17 protein-coding genes are annotated in these 17,746 nt (G+C 73.3%); 12 read left to right on the plus strand and 5 right to left on the minus strand.

What is annotated here, in order from left to right:
- Window positions 1-49 precede the first annotated feature (49 nt).
- Entirely contained in the window at window positions 50-871 is an 822-nt protein-coding gene (locus ACFYZ4_RS26690; RefSeq protein WP_384353453.1) for an endonuclease I family protein, read from the minus strand.
- A 218-nt stretch (window positions 872-1,089) separates the two neighbouring features.
- Here ACFYZ4_RS26690 and ACFYZ4_RS26695 point away from each other — a divergent pair, with 218 nt between their 5' ends.
- On the plus strand, window positions 1,090-1,656 hold the full coding sequence (locus tag ACFYZ4_RS26695; RefSeq protein ID WP_351300400.1) for a DJ-1/PfpI family protein: 567 nt from the start codon (window positions 1,090-1,092) through the stop codon (window positions 1,654-1,656).
- A 56-nt stretch (window positions 1,657-1,712) separates the two neighbouring features.
- Here the strand turns inward: ACFYZ4_RS26695 and ACFYZ4_RS26700 are convergent, their stop codons facing one another.
- Window positions 1,713-2,528 (minus strand): glutamate ABC transporter substrate-binding protein, encoded by an 816-nt coding sequence (locus tag ACFYZ4_RS26700; RefSeq protein WP_390785015.1) that lies wholly within the window; start codon window positions 2,526-2,528, stop codon window positions 1,713-1,715.
- A 536-nt stretch (window positions 2,529-3,064) separates the two neighbouring features.
- On the opposite strand from ACFYZ4_RS26700, the gene ACFYZ4_RS26705 reads away from it, so the two are divergent.
- Window positions 3,065-3,613 carry a TerD family protein gene (locus tag ACFYZ4_RS26705; RefSeq protein ID WP_390785016.1) on the plus strand — a complete coding sequence of 183 codons (549 nt, stop codon included), beginning with the start codon at window positions 3,065-3,067 and terminating at the stop codon, window positions 3,611-3,613.
- A gap of 157 nt (window positions 3,614-3,770) precedes the next feature.
- Here the strand turns inward: ACFYZ4_RS26705 and ACFYZ4_RS26710 are convergent, their stop codons facing one another.
- Entirely contained in the window at window positions 3,771-4,403 is a 633-nt protein-coding gene (locus tag ACFYZ4_RS26710; protein WP_351300409.1) for a TetR/AcrR family transcriptional regulator, read from the minus strand.
- Window positions 4,404-4,556: 153 nt separating this feature from the next.
- On the opposite strand from ACFYZ4_RS26710, the gene ACFYZ4_RS26715 reads away from it, so the two are divergent.
- From ACFYZ4_RS26715 to ACFYZ4_RS26745, 7 genes are all read left to right on the plus strand, one after another.
- On the plus strand, window positions 4,557-5,477 hold the full coding sequence (locus ACFYZ4_RS26715) for a phosphatase PAP2 family protein (protein ID WP_390785017.1): 921 nt from the start codon (window positions 4,557-4,559) through the stop codon (window positions 5,475-5,477).
- Window positions 5,474-6,376 (plus strand): DMT family transporter, encoded by a 903-nt coding sequence (locus ACFYZ4_RS26720; RefSeq protein ID WP_351300415.1) that lies wholly within the window; start codon window positions 5,474-5,476, stop codon window positions 6,374-6,376. Before ACFYZ4_RS26715 ends, ACFYZ4_RS26720 begins: the two co-directional genes overlap by 4 nt.
- Window positions 6,377-6,521: 145 nt before the next feature.
- Complete coding sequence (locus ACFYZ4_RS26725; protein WP_384352694.1) at window positions 6,522-6,788, plus strand: GlsB/YeaQ/YmgE family stress response membrane protein; 267 nt, start codon at window positions 6,522-6,524, stop codon at window positions 6,786-6,788.
- Between the two features lie 161 nt (window positions 6,789-6,949).
- Window positions 6,950-7,429, plus strand: a complete 480-nt coding sequence (gene rraA / locus ACFYZ4_RS26730) for a ribonuclease E activity regulator RraA (RefSeq protein ID WP_390785018.1) — start codon at window positions 6,950-6,952, stop codon at window positions 7,427-7,429.
- 72 nt (window positions 7,430-7,501) lie between these two features.
- Window positions 7,502-9,157, plus strand: a complete 1,656-nt coding sequence (locus ACFYZ4_RS26735; RefSeq protein WP_390785019.1) for a peptide-N4-asparagine amidase — start codon at window positions 7,502-7,504, stop codon at window positions 9,155-9,157.
- Window positions 9,158-9,184: 27 nt separating this feature from the next.
- Window positions 9,185-10,879, plus strand: coding sequence for a serine/threonine-protein kinase (locus ACFYZ4_RS26740; RefSeq protein ID WP_390785020.1), 1,695 nt, complete (start codon window positions 9,185-9,187; stop codon window positions 10,877-10,879).
- A 97-nt stretch (window positions 10,880-10,976) separates the two neighbouring features.
- Complete coding sequence (locus ACFYZ4_RS26745; RefSeq protein ID WP_390785021.1) at window positions 10,977-11,915, plus strand: phytoene/squalene synthase family protein; 939 nt, start codon at window positions 10,977-10,979, stop codon at window positions 11,913-11,915.
- On the opposite strand, the gene ACFYZ4_RS26750 is transcribed toward ACFYZ4_RS26745, so the two are convergent.
- Window positions 11,899-12,675 carry a transglycosylase SLT domain-containing protein gene (locus tag ACFYZ4_RS26750; RefSeq protein ID WP_384352707.1) on the minus strand — a complete coding sequence of 259 codons (777 nt, stop codon included), beginning with the start codon at window positions 12,673-12,675 and terminating at the stop codon, window positions 11,899-11,901. The genes ACFYZ4_RS26745 and ACFYZ4_RS26750 overlap by 17 nt on opposite strands.
- A gap of 375 nt (window positions 12,676-13,050) precedes the next feature.
- On the minus strand, window positions 13,051-14,046 hold the full coding sequence (locus tag ACFYZ4_RS26755; RefSeq protein ID WP_390785022.1) for a dihydrodipicolinate synthase family protein: 996 nt from the start codon (window positions 14,044-14,046) through the stop codon (window positions 13,051-13,053).
- 71 nt (window positions 14,047-14,117) lie between these two features.
- Between ACFYZ4_RS26755 and ACFYZ4_RS26760 the strand changes: the two genes are divergently transcribed.
- The 3 genes from ACFYZ4_RS26760 (at window position 14,118) to ACFYZ4_RS26770 (ending at window position 17,694) form a co-directional block, all read left to right on the plus strand.
- Window positions 14,118-15,044 carry a LysR family transcriptional regulator gene (locus ACFYZ4_RS26760; RefSeq protein WP_390785023.1) on the plus strand — a complete coding sequence of 309 codons (927 nt, stop codon included), beginning with the start codon at window positions 14,118-14,120 and terminating at the stop codon, window positions 15,042-15,044.
- An 88-nt stretch (window positions 15,045-15,132) separates the two neighbouring features.
- On the plus strand, window positions 15,133-16,218 hold the full coding sequence (locus ACFYZ4_RS26765; RefSeq protein ID WP_351295836.1) for an S-(hydroxymethyl)mycothiol dehydrogenase: 1,086 nt from the start codon (window positions 15,133-15,135) through the stop codon (window positions 16,216-16,218).
- Between the two features lie 171 nt (window positions 16,219-16,389).
- Window positions 16,390-17,694 carry an alpha/beta fold hydrolase gene (locus ACFYZ4_RS26770; RefSeq protein WP_390785069.1) on the plus strand — a complete coding sequence of 435 codons (1,305 nt, stop codon included), beginning with the start codon at window positions 16,390-16,392 and terminating at the stop codon, window positions 17,692-17,694.
- The last annotated feature ends 52 nt before the right edge of the window (window positions 17,695-17,746 follow it).

The following is a 17,746-nucleotide window of genomic DNA, read 5'->3' on the forward strand; positions in this document are numbered from 1 at the left end:
TACGAGTTTCGGCCATCGTTGCGGCCGCCGTGACGGCGGCCGCACCGGTTTACCAGATGGAGTTGACCCACTCCGGGTGGTCGATGAACGGGTTGCGGTTGTGCTGGTAGGTGTCGAATATGACCTGGTTGCGGCGCTGCTCGAAGGCGTCCGGCGGGTCCATCTGGTTCCACTGCTTCAGCAGGCTGAGCCGGCCGAAGAGCGGCGCGGAACCGTTGTTGACCTTGTCGTTCAGCTCCAGGTCCGCGAAGCCGTCACCGCCGTCGTAGCGGACGGCCATGTAGAGCAGCATCCGGGCCACGTCGCCCTTGACCGCGTCGCGCGGCTCGAAGGAGTCGGCGTCGGTCAGGCTGCCGGGAGCCTCGGCGACCGGGCTGCCGCCCTTGTCGAAGTCCTTGTTGCCCCGGGTGCTGTTGACGGTCACGTCCTCCGGGCGGAGGTGGTGCAGGTCCGTGCCCGGGCCGGTGGCGGTGCCGAAGTCGCCGTGGCTCTTGGCCCAGACGTGCTCGCGGTTCCAGTCGTTGACCCCGCCGCCGTTCGTCGACTTGGACTGGGAGCGGCCCGAGTAGACGAGGATGACGTTGTTGGGGTTGGCCGGGTCCTGGTCGGTGACCTTCAGGGCGTTCCACACCCCGTCGTAGCTCACCTTGGACTGGTTCTTGATGATGTTGTGCAGGGCGGTCTTCAGCGCGGCCCCGGTCTTGCCCTGGGCGCTCGCGTAGTAGTCCGCGTACGGGTCCGCCGCGGCGGCGGCCGTCGGCTCCTCCGCAGTGGCCGTGCGCTGCTGGCCGGCGGACGCGGCCGCCGGTACGGCGAACAGGGCGGCGGCGGCGAGGGCGGCCGCCCAGGGGGTCAGGCGCGAGATTCTCATCGGGTGGGGGGTACCTCTCCATACGCACCGTCCCCGCCCGGGGAATTGGCGGAGTGTCAGTGGCACAGCGAGGGTCACATTGTCATGTGCCCAACAGGTGAAAACGATGTGTCGACCATGGGGGATCTTCGTGTGTGCCGGCTGTCCGCCGCGGGCAGGGTAGCGGTGGCCCCGGGCGGGGCCGGACCGACCACGACCAGCACCATCGGGAGCAGCCCATGGCAGTGAAGATCCTCATCGTGACCGGCGACGCGGCCGAATCACTGGAGGTCCTGTATCCGTACCAGCGCCTGCGCGAGGAGGGCTACGAGGTCCACATCGCGGCCCCGCAGGTGAAGAAACTGCGGTTCGTGGTCCACGACTTCGAGGAGGGCTTCGACACCTACACCGAGAAGCCCGGCTACACCTGGCCGGCCGATCTGGCCTTCGTGGACGTGGTCACGGAGGACTACGCGGCCCTGGTGGTCCCGGGCGGCCGGGCGCCGGAGTACCTGCGCAACGATCCCGAGGTGCGGCGCATCCTGGCGGCCTTCGCCGAGTCCGACAAGCCGATCGCGCAGATCTGCCACGGGCCGCTCATCACCGCCGCGGCCGGGGGCCTGACCGGCCGCCGCGTGACCGCGTATCCGGCGCTGGAGCTCGACATGAAGGCGGCCGGAGCCGAGTTCGAGGACTCCGAGACCGTGGTCGACGGCACCCTGGTCTCGGCCCGGGCCTGGCCGGACCACTCGCGCTGGATGAGGGAGTTCCTGACCGTACTGCGCAGCAAGGCCCCGGTGGTCTGACCACCGGGGCCCGGGCCGGGCCGGGGCGGGGGGAGCGGCCCCCTGCCCCGGGAGCGTCAGCCGACCTGGGTGATCGCCGGCGCCGGCTCGTACTTGTAGTTCGGCCCGAAGTTCTTCTTCACGGCCGTCTCCCAGGAACCGTCCTGGACCATCTTCTTCAGCGCGTCGTTGATCTTGCGCTGGAGCTCCTTGTCGCCCTTCTTGACGCCGATGCCGTAGTTCTCGTTGCTGAGGCTCTGGCCCGTCAGCTTGAACTTGCCCTGGTTCTCCTTGCGGGCGGCGTACCCGGCCAGGATGGCGTTGTCCGTGGTCATGGCGTCGACCCGGCTCTCCTGGAGGGCGACGACGCAGTCCGAGTAGGCACCGAGCTCCAGCAGGGCCGCCTTGGGGGCGAGGTTCTTCTTGAGGTTCTCGGCCGAGGTGGAGCCGGTCACCGAGCACATCGTCTTGGAGTTGAGGTCCTCGGCCTTGTTGATGGACGTGTCGTCGGCACGGGTCATCAGGTCCTGGTGCGCGACGAAGTACGGGCCGGCGAAGTCGACCTTCTCCTTGCGCTTCTCGTTGATCGAGTAGCTCGCGACGACGAACTCCACCTCGTTGTACTGGAGGAGCAGCTCGCGGTCGTTGCTGAGGACCTGCTTGAACTCGATCCGGTCCGCCTTGTAGCCGAGCTCCTTGGCCACGTAGGTCGCGACGTCCACGTCGAAGCCGGAGTAGATGCCGCCGGTCTCCCGCATGCCGATGCCCGGCTGGTCGAACTTGATGCCGATGGAGAGGGTCCCCTGGTCCTCGTCCTCGCCGAAGACACACCCGGAGGCGGTCAGGGCGATCGCGATCACTGCGGCGACCGCACCGGCCTGGGGAACCTTCATGCTGCACTCTTTCCTGGGGTAACGCGGAATGCGCCGCCGGGATCGCCGGGGCAAATGGAACCGCGGGAACGTCGGTGACGTCGGTGACGTCGAGACGCGTGTACGAGGAAGCTAGGAAGCCCGTAGGCGCAGCGTCACTAGATTTGAGCGAAACTTGAGGATAACGATCCGGTTCAGCCGCGGATCCTGCGGTTGAACCGGGCCGCTGCGGGAGAAAGGGGCGGGCGTGGGGGCTGGGCGAAGGGGTACAGATCAGGTTCATTCGGACCCTGCGGCTCCCCGGATCGGGCGAGGGGGCTCCGCCCGCTCCCGGCTCCCGGTGCGTCCCGTCCTGTGGGCAGGACGGGACCGCCCGCGGCTGCGACGGACCGGGCTGCCGCCGGTCCAGGTCACACCGCTCGGGGACGCGCCGAGGCCGGGCAAACCCGTACAGGACGGCGACTGGTGACCGGCCGGGAACGTACGGTCCTCCGGACCGGGGCGGGGGCCCGTGGGATCATGCGGGGGCAAGTCCTGGTGAACGAAGGGGGAGTTCGGTGACTGGTGTACGCAAAGGTCTGGCGAAGGTGGAGTTCGCGCTGCGGTGGGACCCCAGCCCTGCGGGCACGCCCGCGAGCGATCTCGACATCGTCGCCGCGGTCTACGGGGCCGCGGACCTCCACGGCACGCCGGTCCAGCTGGTCCACTTCGGCAGCCGCTCGCCCGACGGGACCATCAGCCTGAACCGGGACAGTCATACCGGCCAGGGCTTCGGCTTCGACGAGGTGATGACCTTGGAGCTGGACCGGATGGGGTCCGGGCTGCGCCGGGTGGTGGTCGGCGTGGTCATCCAGAGCGTGGGCGCGGACACGGGCGCCGGGGGCCGCGCGAAGACCTTCGCCGACATCGCCGGCACGGGGTTCCGGATCCGCGAGGGCCACACCGACCTCGCCGAGAGCGATTTCGCTTCCGTGCCCTCCGCCACCGCGGCCACCGTCGCCGAGTTCACCCGCGACGACTCGGGCGCCTGGTCGTTCGAGGTGCGGCTGCGCGGTTTCGACGCCGACCCGGAGGAGTTCGCCCGGGTCATGGGCGGTGTCCGCTGAACACGGCCGCCGGGGCGCTCGCGGTGCCGCACAGACCGGGCGGCCGCCACTCGTCGAGTGAGTGGCCGCCGCCCGGTCCGGGTGGCGCGCTGCCGCCGTCCCCACGAGGCAGCGCGGGCGGGTCGCCGTCAGGTCATCGGGACGGCGGCCCGCCGGTTCAGGGGGTCCGTCCGGCCGGGGGCCTGACGGGGTGGGAGGGTGCGAGGCCCAGGGACGGGAGCATGACCGCGTCGACGAACCGGACCAGGTAGTCGGCGTCCGCGTACCGTCCTTCCAGCACCGGCCGGATCCGGAGCACGCCCATCAGCTGGGCCGGCAGGAACTCCACGGCCGGGTGGTCGGCGGCGATCTCGCCGCGGCCCACGGCCCGCCGCACCATCGCGTCGAACGCAACGAGTTCGGGCTCGACCAGCGCCTCGCGCAGGGCGGCCTGGAGTTCCTCGTCACTGAGCACGGCGTGCCCGAGGGCCTGCGTCAGCCGGGTGTCACGCCCGGAGGTGCCGGCCGCGATCCGGGCCGCCTCGCGCAGGTCGCCCGCCAGGGTCCCGGTGTCCACCGCGACGAGGCTGCCGTGCCGGCCGGCGCGCAGGGCGGCGGCGACGAGCTGGGGCTTGGTCTTCCACTGGCGGTAGAGCGTGGACTTGCCGCAGCTCGCCCGGGCGGCGATGCCCTCCATGGTCAGCGCCTCGTAGCCGTGCTCGCGCAGCTGCTCCAGGACGGCGTCGTAGAACTCCTGCTCCCGCTCCGGGGTGATCTTGGAGCGGCGCGCGGGGGGCGGCGTCGACGTCATGGGGTGCGGCTCTCCTCGGGGGCTCCTCGGCGGCGGTTCCACTACGGAAGTGTACGGGAACGCGACCGTATCGGTACACCAGCGTATCGATACGCCAATGTATCGATACACTGGCGTGTCGCAGTGCGCGTAAACAGGAAGAGAGACCGGGGGATGACCTCCCACACCACACCTGCCGGGCCGGAGGCCGGGCCAGCCGGACGGAGAGCCGCGCGCCGTCGCCTCATACGCGAGCTGCTGCTCGTCGCGGGCTTCTTCACCGTCTACAAGGCCGGCCGGCTGCTCTCGACCGACCGCACCGGGGAAGCGTTCCGCAACGCGGAGCGAATATGGGACGCCGAGCGGGCGCTGCGCCTGCCCGGTGAAGGCGCGGTGCAGCGGCTGCTGCTCCACGGGGACGCCCTCGTGCACACCGCGAACACCTACTACGCGGTCGTCCACTTCCCCGCTACCGCGCTCTTCCTGATCTGGCTCTACGTCCGCCGCCCCGCGCACTACCTGTGGACCCGCCGGGTCCTGGCCGTGCTCACCGGAGCCGCCCTCGTCCTGCACCTCGCCTACCCGCTGGCGCCCCCGCGGATGCTCGAAGCCGCGGGGCTCATCGACACCGGGCAGGTCTACGGGCCCACCGTCTACCGGGCCGCACCGGACGCCGACACCCTGGCCAACCAGTTCGCCGCGATGCCCTCGCTGCACTTCGGCTGGGCGCTGATGCTCGCGCTCGGCGTGATCGCCGCCACCCGCACCCCGTCCCCGGGCGGGAAGCCCCCCTCCCGGTGGCGCCTGCTGTGGCTGCTGCACCCGCTGCTGACCCTGCTGGTGATCGTCGGCACGGCCAACCACTACTGGCTCGACGCGGTCGTGGCCGCCGTCCTGCTCGGGGTGGCCCTCCTGCTGATCCCCCGGCCGCGCGAGGGCGGCCCGGGCGCGGACCCGCGTACGGACCCGGGCACCGACGCGGGCACGGACGCGGGCACGGACGCCGCCGTGGGCGCGAACGCTGACGCCGACGCCGCCGCGGGAGGGCTGCCGGACCGGCAGAGCGCCGCGGCCGCGGTGGGGGCCGGGCAATGAACGACACCGTCCTCGCCCTCGCGCTCTGCCTCGCCTCGGCCGTGGCCTACGCGGCCGGCGCCGTCGCCCAGGAACGCCTCGCCCGCGCCGCCGTCGCACGCAGCGCCAAGGCCCTGATGGGCTCCGGCGCCTGGTGGTGGTCGGCCGGGCTGAACGCGGCCGCCGCGCTCCTGCACGCGGCCGCCCTGCGCTACGGCCCCCTCACCCTGGTGCAGCCGCTGGGCGCGCTCACCCTGGTCGCCGCCGTGCCGCTGGGCGCGCGGCGGTCCGGACGCCGGGTGGCGGCCACCGAATGGCGGGGCACCCTGGCCACCGTCGCCGGGCTCGGCCTGCTCCTCCTCCCGGCCTCCGGGCCGGCCCCGGACGACACCCTCACCCTGGCCGAGGCGCTGGCCGTCTCCGGGGCGACGGCCGCCGTGATCCTGGTGCTGACCGCGTCCAAGGACCCGCGCTCGGGGCTGCGGCACGCGACGGCGTCGGGGCTGGCCTCCGCCGCGGCCTCCGCCCTGACCCAGACCGTGGCCGTCGCGGGCGGCCGCGGCGGAGCCCTGCTCAGCTTCCGGGTCGTCGCCGTGGCCCTGCTCGTCGTGTTCTTCGCCGTCGGCGGGATGCTCCTGTCACAGCGGGCCTACCGCGGCGGACTCGGTGCCCCGCTCGCCGTGGTGAACCTGGCCAACCCGCTCGCGGCGGCCGCCATCGGCATGGTCCTGCTCGGCGAACGCCTCCAAGGCGGTGCGCCGGGGATGCTGCTCGCCGCGGCCGGGGCCCTGCTGGCGGCCCGCGGAGTGGTCCTGCTGACCCGGACGCCGTCCGCCGAGGCGGCGCCCCCGCGGGCGGTGCCCCCCGTGGCGCCGGCCGCCGTCGAACCCGCGGTGCCGGCCGGCCGCGTGGCGGTCTGAGCGGGAGAGAGCGGGAGAGAACCGTTTCGGCCACGGTGGCGTCCTCCCAGGTGAACGTCCGGACGCAGGCAGCGACCGGACGCGACGGAACGACCACCGAACGACGACGAACGACCACCGAACCACCGAAGCGGAGTGACTGGGCATGGGGATCGTCAGCTGGATCATCCTGGGACTGCTGGCCGGCGGCATAGCCAAGGTCCTGTTGCCCGGCCGGGACCCCGGCGGTCTGATCGGCACCACCCTCATCGGCGTCGCCGGCGCCTTCATCGGCGGCTGGCTCTCGGCGAAGATCCTGGACAAGCCGATCCAGACGGAGTTCTTCGACCTGGCCACCTGGGGCTCCGCCATCGCGGGCTCGCTGGTCCTGCTCATCGGCTACCGCATCCTGTTCGGCAACTCCCGGGACTGACCCGGCTCCGCGCGCTCGCACCACGCCCCGTCAGGTTCCGGCCGATGTCCGGGCCCCGAGAGCCCGCGTACGGCACCGCTCGCCGGGTCGGAGCAAGGCCCCACTACCCTGGCCGGACCACGCGAAGTACGAGAACGAGCAGCGAGGAAACCGGTACCGACATGAGCGTCACCCCCGTCCCCACGGCCGACCTGTACGACGAGTACGGCGAGTCCCTCGGCATCTGCACCACCGCGTTCCGCCAGTTCGGCGGCCGCCGCCTGTTCGCCGGTCCCGTACGGACCGTCCGCTGCCACGAGGACAACGCCCTGCTGCGCGCCCTCGTGCACACGCCGGGCGACGGCGCCGTGCTCGTCGTGGACGGCGGCGGTTCGCCCCGCACCGCCCTGGTCGGCGACCTCCTCGCCGGCGCGGCCGAGAGCAACGGCTGGGCCGGTCTGATCATCAACGGCTCGGTCCGCGACAGCGTCGCCCTCGGCGGCCTCGACCTCGGCGTCAAGGCGCTGGGCACGGTCCCGCGCAAGAGCGGCAAGACCGGCGAGGGCGCGGTGGACGAGCCCGTCACCATCGGCGAGATCACCTTCCGCCCCGGGGACACGGTCCACGCGGACGACGACGGCGTGGTCGTCGTGCGCGGCTGACGGCGAGAACCGGCCAGGGCCCGCGCACCGGCCCTGGCAGCGCCGGGCCGGCCCGCGTTTCACTGCGGGTCCATGAGACGACACAGGATCACGGGCCTGCTCGGCGCGATCGCGCTGGCCGCCGGCACCCTGGCCGCCGCGGGACCCGCGCACGGCCTCACCCCGATGGCTCCGGCGCCCGCGCACGGCGTGCCCCCGGCCGACCCGCCGCCCGCCGAGTTCGGCACCGACTGGCACGACCCGCTCACCCCCGCCCCGCCCGTCACCCGCCCCGCGACCCGGTCCTGCGAGGTGACCCTCGCCGAGGCGCAGTTCCGCGACTTCACCCCGTACCAGGGCAGCTACGCGCCGCCCGCGGCCTGCGGCACCGGCCCCTGGGCGAAGGTGGTCCTGCGCCTCGACGGCAAGGTCAAGGGCCGCCAGTACGACCGGCTCGGCCACCTCTCCCTCGGCGGGGTCGAGATCCTGCGGACCTCCACCCCCCAGCCCTCGCCCGACGGGATCACCTGGTCCGTGGAGAAGGACGTCACCCGCTACCGCGACACCCTGGCCCGCCCGCAGCCCGTCGAGATGCTCATCGGCAACGTCGTCAACGACACGTACACCGGCGTCATCGACGTCAAGGTGACCCTGACCTTCTACGCCGCCGAGGGCGGCGCCGCGGCCCCCGACACCCCCGACCGCGTCCTGCCCCTCACCTCCCCGACGGTCACCACCCCGCGCAACACCGAGCACCTGCTGGCCGAGGTGTACGCCACCGGCTCCGGCGGCGGCTGCGAGGAGTACTGGTACATGACCACCCCGGACGCGGCCCCGTACTCCTGCAAGGCCGCCCACGGCCCCCACCGTGAGGTCCGCGTCTCCGTCGACGGGCAGCTCGCCGGCATCGCCGCGCCCTTCCCCACCGTCTGGACCGGCGGCTGGTCCAACCCCTTCCTCTGGTACGTCACCCCCGGCCCGCGCGCCTTCGACGTCCAGCCGATCCGCTACGACCTCACCCCCTACGCCGCCCTCCTCAACGACGGCCGCCCGCACCGGATCGAGGTGTCCGTCGCCGGGGTGCCGGCCGGTCAGAGCGGCTGGAGCACCCCCACCAACCTGCTGCTGTGGCAGGACGAGGCCCGACGGGTCGTCACCGGCGCCCTGACCCGGCACGAGCAGAGCGATCCGGCGGGCCACTCCCGCTGGACACCCGCCGCGCCCGGCGGACAGCACCGCCTGGACACCGAGGGCAGCCATCGCCTGACCGTCGCCGGGCACCTGAACACCTCCCACGGCCGGGTGGCCACCACCGTCACCCGCACCGTGCACGGCACCTCCGTCCACCGCTGGACCGACGGCGAGAACCTCGACGCCCTCGACGCCACCTGGACCGACGAGGAGAGCGTGACGCACGGGCCGACCACCACCCGCACCGCCCGCACCCACACGATGAACGGCGAGACCACCCTCGGCGCCGGTGACCGGCTGCGCACCGTCCTCTCGCTCGGCGACCGCGCGGACACCCTCACCCTGCGCGGCGGCCGGCCGGTGGACTCCAACCGGCTCGACGACCAGTACACGGGTGACGCCACCTACACGGCGAACGTCCCGCGCGACCAGCGCCACGCGGTCGCCACCACCTCCGCCCGCTACCGGCTGTACGGGTCGCAAGCACCCGGCGGGTGCTACGACCGCACGGTGGGCACCGTCCAGGGAACGGTCACGGTGGACCGCCGACGCTGCTGACGGTGGCGGCGCCTACGATGATCCGCCATGGACACGAGTGAGGCCGGCAGACAGCTGATCGACGGGCGCTTCGAATTGGTCGCGCCCCTGGGCAGCGGCGGCATGGGTACCGTTTGGCGGGCGCGAGACATAGCCCTGCACCGAGAGGTCGCGCTCAAGGAGGTACGCCCGCCCGACCCGGCGACCGCCGCCGCCCAGCCCGGCCTCGCGGACCAGATGCGCGAACGCGCCGTCCGCGAGGCACGCGCCCTCGCCCGCCTCGCCCACCCCCACGTCGTGACGATCCACCACATCGTCGAACCGCCGGAAGGCACCGGCGGGCACCCGTGGATCGTCATGGAGATGGTCAGGGGCGGCTCCTTGCACGACCGCCTGGAGTCCGGACCGATGCCGCCCGCGGAAGCGGTGCGGCTCGGCCTCGACGTCCTGTCCGCGCTGCGCGCCGCACACGCGGAGGGCATCCTCCACCGCGACGTGAAGCCCGCCAACGTCCTGCTGCGACCCGACGGGTCGGCCGTGCTGACCGACTTCGGCATCGCCGCGCTGCACGACTCCACCGGGCTCACCGCGACCGGAGTGCTGATCGGCTCGCCTGAGTACATCGCACCCGAGCGGGTCCGCGGGGAGGAGGGGCTGGCCGCCTCGGACCTGTGGTCGCTCGGCATGCTCCTTTACGTGGCCGCCGAGGGAGCCAATCCGCTGCGCCGGGCCACCAGCCTGGCCACGGTCGTCGCCGTGCTCGACGAGCCGATCCCGGCGCCGGTGCGCTCCGGCCCGCTGGGGCCCGTACTGGAACGGCTGCTCGTAAGGGACCCGGCCGCGCGGCCCGACGGAGCGCAGCTGGAACAACTGCTCCGCGACGCGAGCGCTGCTCTCGGTTCCGGCACCGGCCCCGGGGCCGTCCCCCCGCCGCCCGTCGCCTCGCCGGTCGTACCGGGCCCGTACGGGCAGTTCGGTCCGTACGCGCCGGCCGGCGCACCGCCCACCCCGCCGCCGTACGGGTCCGGTGGCTCCCCGTACGCCGCGGCCACGACGCCCGTTCCGGTGGCGTCCGCCCCGCGCAGGCGCCCCGCCCTGATCGGCGCCGCCATCACCGCGGTCCTGGCGGCCGGCGTCGTCGGCATCGTCCAGCTGCTGCCCGACGGGAACTCCGGCGACGACGACGCCAAGCGCGGCGCGGCGAGCCGCCCGGCCGTCGCCACCTCCGCCACCCCGCCCGGGAGGGACGCCTCCTCGGCCCCCAGCCCCAAGGCGAGCGCGCAGAAGGCGGACGCCCCCAAGGGCAGCATGATGACGCCGGAGAACATCCGCACCGCACTGGAGGCGTTCAAGAAGGAGACGGGGACGACCACCTTCGTCGACATGACGCTCTACGACGGCTACATCCTCGCGTCCATCCCCACCGCCGCCGGCGCCGAGACCGTCGACTCCTGGCAGTACCGGGACGGCGCGGCCTCGCGCACGGGCCCGGACGGGACGGTCGAGGAGGGGGAGCCGCTGATCGACATGGCCACGGTCAACTGGGACGCGCTGCCCGGCATGCTGGAGGAGACCAAGAAGCACCTGAAGGTCGAGAAGCCGACCTCGCGCCACGTCATCGTCGACCCGTGGATGATGGACCAGGTCCCCTCCATCCGCACGTACCTCAGCGACGAGTACGGGCGCGGCGGCTACGTCCTGTGGAAGACCGACGGCAGCCTCAGGAAGGTCACCGCCACCTGATCCCGCGTGCCCGAACAGGGCCGCACGGAGCCGAGCGAGGGTGCGCACGCACGCGCCCTCCCCTCCCCCCATGTGTACACCGAGGAGTTCCACCCCCATGCCCAGCTGGCGCACCACCCTCACGGCGGCCGGGATATCCGGCCCCCGGCTGCGGGACGACTACACGCACGCCGCCCGCCGGGTGCTCCGCCGTGAACCGGCCCCGTACCTCGCGCTGCGGCTGCTCGCCGCGCCGCCGCTGGTGCCGTACCTGGCCGCGGGACTGGCCTTCATGAACCTGGTCGACGACGTGGCCGAGACCGGCACCCCGCGGCAGCGGGCCGACGGACTCGCCGCGCTGGCCGGGCGGACCGAGGCGGCCCTGACATCGGGGGACAGCGCGGACCCCGTGCTGCGCGCCTACGCCCACGCGGTGGACTCCCGCGCCCTCCCCGCGCACTGGGTCTCCCGCTTCCTGGAGGGCGCCGCCACCGCCGAGGCCGCCTTCGACGGCTTCGCCGCCGAGGAGGACTTCCAGAACTATCTCGACGCCTACGCGTGGCCCGGCGTGCTGGTCTTCACCGGACTCCAGTACCAGGGCGGCCCCGACCCCGAACAGGCCGCCGGCTGGCGGCGGTTCGTCGACGCCGCCCAGCGCGTGGACTTCCTCGCCGACCTCTGCGGGGACCTCGCGGACGGCCGGCTCTGCATCCCGCGCGAGCGGCTCGCGGAGCACTCCGTGACCCGCGCCGACCTCGAACAGGCCCGTGACACCCCGGGCGTGCGCGCCCTCCTCGCCGACGAGAGCCGACGTGCGCGTACGGCCCTCGACGCCACCCACGGCGTCCTCGACCTCGCCGAACCCGGACTGCGTCCGGTGATCGCGACGATGAGGGAGCTCATGGAGCACCAGCTGACCCGCGTGGAGCGGGCGGGCGTGGGCGCCCTGCGCCGGGACGTCGGCTACGGCCTGGCGGCGCCCCTGCGGATCCTCGTCCGCGCCGCCCGTCGGTCCGCGCCGCCCGTCACCGAGGCGGGGTCTAGTAGGGCCCGTTGACGTTGTCGATCGAGCCGTAGCGGGCTGCCGCGTAGTTGCAGGCGGCGGTGATGTTGGCGACCGGGTCGTAGGAGTTCTGCGAGGTGCCGGGCACGTGGTAGGCCTGGAACGTCGGGTCGATGACCTGGAGCAGACCCTTGGACGGGATCCCGTTCTGGGCGTTGATGTCCCAGTTGTTGATCGCCATCGGATTGCCGGAGGACTCCCGCATCACATTGCGGTGAATTCCGTTGTAGCTGCCGGGAATTCCGTGCTTGGCCATGACGTCGAGGGACTCGCGGATCCACCCGTCGAGGTTGTTCGGGTAGGCGGCGGCGGGCTTGGCGGCCGGCTTGGCGGCGGTCTGGGCCGCGGGCTTGAGGGCGGTCCGGGCGGCTGACCTGCTCGCACGCGCGGGCTCCGCCTGGGTGCCGAGCTCCAGTTTGATGCCGGGCCGGATGATCGACGGGTTGTCGCCGATGACGCTTCGGTTCGCCGCATAGAGCTGCTGCCAGCCACCGCTCACGGAATGGTCCGCGGCGATCTCCGAAAGGGTGTCGCCGGCGACCACGGAATAGGTCTTGGCGGCCGCCGTCACCACGTTCGCCGCGGTGGTGGCGGTCACGGCGGTCGTGGTCGTCGCCGCGGTCGTCGGCACCGCACCCGCGGTGGTCGCGCTGATCAGCGGCAGGGTGAGGGCCGCTCCACCGGTGCCGGCCAGGGCCAGCCTGCGGGTGATCGGGTGGTGCTTCGGCCGACGGTGCTTACCCTTTGCAGGCATGGCGGAATTCCTCACGTGGGGGGACGGAAGAGCCCGGGCGGCGGCCTATTCGGCGAGCGGACCACCTGGAGTGAGGTGAAGGTAAGTGAGCTCTGAGGGCGCGAACAAGCCCCGAATTCCACCGATAGATCGACATCCCGCCATCGACCCGTTAAATGACCATGAAGGCCCCTTGGTGAAATAGCCGATTCCCTTTCCGGGAAAAGGGAATCAGCTGTTCCATGGAAATGATGTTGACCTCTCCCGCGTGACTGACATCACGGGTCGGAGCCCCTCTTCCCAATACAGGCAAGTTCGGTCTCCATGCGCCGCATTCGGGCGACAGGCGCTTAGGTGGCAAATCGCCCATCGTGGACCCTTTCCGGCACTCGCCGCCTACTGCGGCAGGCCGGCGGGAAGCTCGCCCAGCCGTTCCAGGGTGGCCGCCACCGCCGCCTCCGAGGCCGGCAGCAGCGGGAGCCGTACGCCGGGGCTCGGAATGCGGCCCTGTGCGTGCAGCACGGCCTTGACGACCGCCGGATTGGGCTCCGCGAAGGCCGCCGCCGACATCCGGGCCAGCGCGTGCCCCAGCGGCCGCGCCCGGGCCACGTCACCGGCCCGCCAGGCCGCCGCGAGCTCCGCGAACCGCTCCGTCGCCAGGTGTGCCGAGGCGAGGATCCCGCCCGTCGCGCCCAGCGCCAGCAGCGGCGACAGGTACGCGTCGTCGCCCGCCAGCACCTCGAACCCGGCCGGCAGGTCCCCGAGCAGCGCCACCGTGTCCTGGTCGATGCCGCCGCCCGCGTACTTCATCCCGGCGACCCCGGAGAGGGCCCCGAGGGCCCGCAGCGCGGCCGCGTCCAACGGCTGCCCGGTGCGGTACGGAATGTGATAGACGATCAGCGGTACGGGACTCACCTCCGCCAGCCGCGCGAAGTGCGCCAGCACCCCGGGTGCCGAGGGCCGTACGAACGCGGGCACGGTCACCAGCGCCGCCCGCGCCTGCGGCCACCGCGCCAGGCGGGCCAGGGAGGCCTCGGCGGCCCGGGTGCCGCTCGCCCCCGCGCCGACCGTCAGCAGCGCACCCCGCTCCCGGCAGACCTCCGCGCACACGCCGGTGACGAGGTCGCGCTCCGCCTCGTCGAGGCAGGCCGCCTCGGCGGTGGTGCCGAGGGCGACGATCCCGGTGGCGCCCGCGTCGAGCACCTCGTGGGCGAGGGCCTCCAGGGCCCCGGCGGCCACGTCCCCGGCGGGGGTGAAGGGGGTGACCAGTGGTACGTGGATCCCGCGGAGCGAAAGGTCTCCTGCCGCGTCCTGCGCCGTGCCCTGAGCCGTGCCCTGAGCCGTGCCGTGTGCCGTGTCCTGGGCCATGTCCTGTGCCGTGTTCTGTGCCATGCCGAAGAGCCTCGCCCGCCCGGAGCGTCAAATCCAGTTCGCATTTCTTACCGGAACCGTAAGCTGGGCCGATGCTCGATGTACGACGCCTGCGCCTGCTGCGCGAGCTCGCCCGCCGCGGCACCATCGCCGCCGTGGCCGAAGCCCTCGCGTTCAGCCCTTCGGCGGTCTCCCAGCAGCTCGGCGTGCTGGAACGGGAGGCCTGCCTGCCCCTGCTGGAGCGCACCGGCCGCCGCGTACGGCTCACCCCGGCCGGCGAGAACCTGGTCCGGCACGCCGAGGCCGTCCTCGAACGGCTGGAGCAGGCCGAAGCCGACCTCGCCGAGGCGCGCGGCGGCCTGGCCGGAGCCCTGCGGATCGGCGCCTTCCCCACCGCCACCCGGGCCATCGTCCCGGCCGCGCTGGCCGCCCTCGCCCGGCGCCACCCCGCCCTCGAGCCGATGGTCTCCGAGACCGACCCGGCGGCGGTCGCGCACGCCCTGCGGGCCGGCGACCTGGACGTGGCCCTGGTCCACGAGTACGACTTCGTCCCCGCCCCGCAGGAGCCGGGGCTGGCCACCGAGCCGCTCTTCGTCGAGGCGATGTACCTGGCCGCGCCCGCCGGGGAGGCCCCCGAGCCGTCCGAGGGGTCCGAGGGGCCCGACCCGGGCGCGGCCCTGCGCGCACACGCGCGAGCGCCCTGGATCACCGCCACGCCCGGCACGCTCTGCCACGCCATGACCGTACGGGCCTGCGAGGCCGCCGGCTTCTCGCCGCGGGTCCGCCACCAGGTCGACGAGTTCGCCACCGTGCTCGCGCTGGTGGCGGCCGGCCAGGGCGTGGCCCTCGTACCGCAGCTCGGGGTCACCGGCCCCGCGGATCCGGCCGTGCGCCTCACCCGGCTGCCCGTGCGGCGCCGTACCGGCCTCGCCTTCCGCAGCGGGGCCGGCGCCCATCCCGCCGTGGCCGCCTTCGGCGCGGCGCTCCGGGCCGCCGTACCACCGGATCTGGCCGGGTAGCGCGCCGAAACGTGACACAACTCCCGTACCGCGTGCCGCCCGTGTACGTTCGTTGATCCAGACCGATTCGATCAGAGCGGGGTAAGACGTGACGCATCGCGTACGAGGGGTCATCGCCCGGAGCAAGGGCGCACCGGTGGAGACGACGACGATCCTCGTGCCCGACCCGGGACCCGGCGAGGCGCTCGTCAGGGTCCAGGCCTGCGGGGTCTGCCACACCGACCTGCACTACCGCGAGGGCGGGATCAACGACGAGTTCCCCTTCCTGCTCGGCCACGAGGCCGCCGGGATCGTCGAATCCGTCGGCGCGGACGTCACCTCCGTGGCCCCCGGCGACTTCGTCGTCCTCAACTGGCGCGCGGTGTGCGGCACCTGCCGCGCCTGCAAGCGCGGGCGGCCCTGGTACTGCTTCGCCACGCACAACGCCACGCAGCGCATGACCCTGGAGGACGGCACCCCGCTCTCCCCGGCCCTCGGGATCGGCGCCTTCGCCGAGAAGACCCTGGTGGCGGCCGGCCAGTGCACCAAGGTGGACCCGGCCGCGGCCCCCGCCGCCGCCGGACTCCTCGGCTGCGGGGTGATGGCCGGCCTCGGCGCCGCCCTGAACACCGGCAACGTCGGCCGGGGCGACTCCGTCGCCGTCATCGGCTGCGGGGGAGTGGGCAACGCGGCGGTGGCCGGAGCCCGACTGGCGGGCGCCTCGAAGATCATCGCGGTGGACCTGGACGACCGGAAGCTGGAGTGGGCGCGCGGCCTGGGCGCCACCCACACCGTCAACGGCCGCACGGAGGACGTGGTCAAGGCCGTCCAGGGCCTGACCGAAGGCAACGGCGCGGACGTCGTCATCGACGCGGTGGGCCGCCCCGAGACCTACCGGCAGGCCTTCTACGCGCGCGACCTCGCCGGGACGGTGGTCCTGGTGGGCGTGCCGACCCCGGAGATGAAGCTCGAACTCCCCCTCCTCGACGTCTTCGGCCGCGGCGGCGCCCTCAAGTCCTCCTGGTACGGCGACTGTCTGCCCGAGCGCGACTTCCCGCTGCTCATCGACCTCTACCTGCAGGGCCGGCTCGACCTGGACGCCTTCGTCTCCGAGACCATCCCGCTCGACGGGGTCGAGGACGCCTTCGCCCGGATGGAACGCGGCGAGGTGCTCCGCTCGGTCGTCGAGTTCTGACCCCGCGCCCACCGGCCGGGCCGGGCTCCGTGGGGTCTTCGGCCCGGCGGGCCCGGCCCGGCCGGTGGTGGGGCACCCCATAGACTCGGCCGACCGCCACCACCGCGCCCCGCCGCACCCGGCCGGGGCGCGCCGTTCCGCACCTCGTACCCCAGGGGGCCGCCCGTGACCATCGCCCACAGCTACCGTCAGCCCGGCACGGTCCTCACCGACCACCGGTTCACCGTCCCCCTGGACCACGCCCGCCCGGACGGGGAGCACATCGAGCTGTACGCCCGTGAGGTGGTCGCCACCGGCAAGGACCCCGAGACGCTGCCGTGGCTGCTGTACCTGGAGGGCGGTCCGGGCTTCGGCGCCCGCCGCTTCGTCGGCCGGCAGGCCTGGCTGGCGCGGGCCCTCACCGAATACCGGGTGCTCCTGCTCGACCAGCGCGGAACCGGCCGCTCCACCCCGCTGAACCGGCAGACCCTGCCCCTGCGCGGAACCCCCGCCCAGCAGGCGGAGTTCCTCGCCCACTTCCGCTCCGACTCCATCGTGCGCGATGCCGAGGCCATCCGCCCCGGCCTGACCGGCGGCGCGCCCTGGACCGTCCTGGGCCAGAGCTTCGGCGGCTTCTGCGCGACCCACTACCTCTCCACCGCGCCCGAGGGGCTCAGCGCCGCCCTGATCACCGGCGGCCTGCCCTCCCTCACGGCCACCGCCGACGAGGTGTACGAGGCCGCGTTCCCCCGCATCGAGCGCAAGAACCTGGCCCACTACGCCCGTTACCCGATGGACGTCGAGCGCGCCCGCCGGATCGCCGCCCACCTCGCGGACCGGCCGGCCGAACTCCCCGGCGGCCACCGCCTCACCGTCGAGGCCTTCCAGTCCCTCGGCATCCTCCTCGGCGGCGGCGACGGCAGCCACCAGCTCCACTACCTGCTGGAGGACGCCTTCGTGCCGACCCCGGCCGGCCCGGCCCTCTCCGACACCTTCCTGGAGGGCGCCCGCGCCCTGCTCTCCTTCGCCGGTCACCCCCTCTACGCGCTGGTCCACGAGGCGATCTACGCCCAGGACCCGGCCACGCCCACCGCCTGGGCCGCCGAACGGGTCCGCGCCGGACACCCCCGGTTCGACGCGGCGAAGGCCCTCGCGGGCGACGAACCCCTCCTCTTCACCGGCGAGACCATCCACCCCTGGCACTTCACCACCGACCCGTCCCTCGTCCCGCTCCGCGAGACCGCCGAGCTGCTCGCCGCCCGCACCGGCTGGCAGCCGCTCTACGACCCGGCTCGCCTGGCGGCCAACGAGGTGCCGGTGGCGGCCGCCGTCTACCACGACGACATGTACGTGGACACCGCCGACTCCCTGGCCACGGCCCGCACCGTACGCGGCCTGCGCACCTGGGTGACGGACGAGTTCGAGCACGACGGCGTCCGCGCGAGCGGCCCCCGCGTCCTGGACCGCCTCCTCACCCTCGTACGCGACGATGCCTGAGGCGCCCGTGACGGCGCCGCCTCGGTCATCCGGCGGCGCCGTCACCCGCCCG

Source organism: Streptomyces sp. NPDC001513 (assembly GCF_042894695.1).
GTDB lineage: Bacteria > Actinomycetota > Actinomycetes > Streptomycetales > Streptomycetaceae > Streptomyces.